We start from the raw sequence: 1,134 nt of genomic DNA, 5'->3' as shown, positions 1-1,134 counted from the left end.
CGATCATCGGCGTCGGCATCGCCAATGCCGTCATGCGCGGCCGCGACGGCACCTCCGGCGTGGACTGGAGCAAGGCAACCGAGATCGGCTATGCGCTCCTGCTGTCGCCGCTGTTCGGCTTCATCTGCGCCGCGGTGCTGCTGCTCGTGCTCAAGTTCCTCGTGCGCAACCCGGCGCTCTACGCGGCGCCCGAGGGCAACAAGGCGCCGCCGCTCTGGATCCGCGGCTTGCTGATTGCGACCTGCACCGGCGTCAGCTTTGCGCATGGCTCGAACGACGGCCAGAAGGGCATGGGCCTGATCATGCTGATCCTGATCGGCACCGTGCCGACGGCCTATGCGCTCAACCGCGCGCTGCCGGAATCCCAGATCGCGCAGTTCCAGAAGACGTCTGAGGCCGCCTCCAAGGTGATCGCGGCGAAGGGCGCCGGCCACAGCATCATCGGCGATCCCCGCCCGGCGGTGACGCAATACATCGCGCTGCGTCAGATCAACGAAGGCACCTATCCCTCGCTCGCGGTGCTGGTGAAGGACGTCGGCGAGCAGGTCGCCAAATACGGCTCGCTCAACAAGGTGCCGGCGGAGGCCGTCGGCAACACCCGCAACGACATGTACCTGACCTCGGAAGCGATCCGCTTCCTGATGAAGGACAAGGAGAACGATCTCAGCAAGGACGAGGTCGCGACCCTGAACGCCTACAAAGGCTCGCTCGACAGCGCCACAAAATTCATTCCGACCTGGGTGAAGATTGCAGTCGCAATCGCGCTTGGGCTCGGCACCATGATCGGCTGGAAACGCATCGTCATCACCGTCGGCGAGAAGATCGGCAAGAGCCACCTCACCTATGCGCAAGGCGCGTCGGCAGAGCTCGTCGCCGCCGCCACGATCGGCGCCGCCGACGTGTTCGGCCTACCGGTCTCGACCACGCACGTGCTGTCGTCGGGCGTCGCCGGCACCATGGCAGCCAACGGCTCGGGCCTGCAATGGTCGACGATCCGCAACTTGCTGATGGCCTGGGTGCTGACGTTGCCCTGCGCGATCATGCTGTCGGCCAGCCTCTACGTGCTGTTCTCCAGGATTTTTTGAGATGTCACTTCTCCCTCTCCCCGCTTGCGGGGAGAGGGTTGGGGTGAGG

1 protein-coding gene is annotated in these 1,134 nt (G+C 65.0%); it reads left to right on the top strand.

The features are described 5' to 3' along the window. A partial coding sequence (locus C2U70_RS32615) for an inorganic phosphate transporter (protein WP_140982883.1) occupies window positions 1-1,085 on the top strand: 1,085 nt, incomplete at its 5' end. Between the last annotated feature and the right edge of the window lie 49 nt (window positions 1,086-1,134).

Origin of the sequence: Bradyrhizobium guangdongense (assembly GCF_006483445.1) — a bacterium.
GTDB lineage: Bacteria > Pseudomonadota > Alphaproteobacteria > Rhizobiales > Xanthobacteraceae > Bradyrhizobium > Bradyrhizobium guangdongense_A.
Note: the sequence above shows the minus strand (reverse complement) of the source record. Positions and strands in the feature narration are given on the sequence as shown.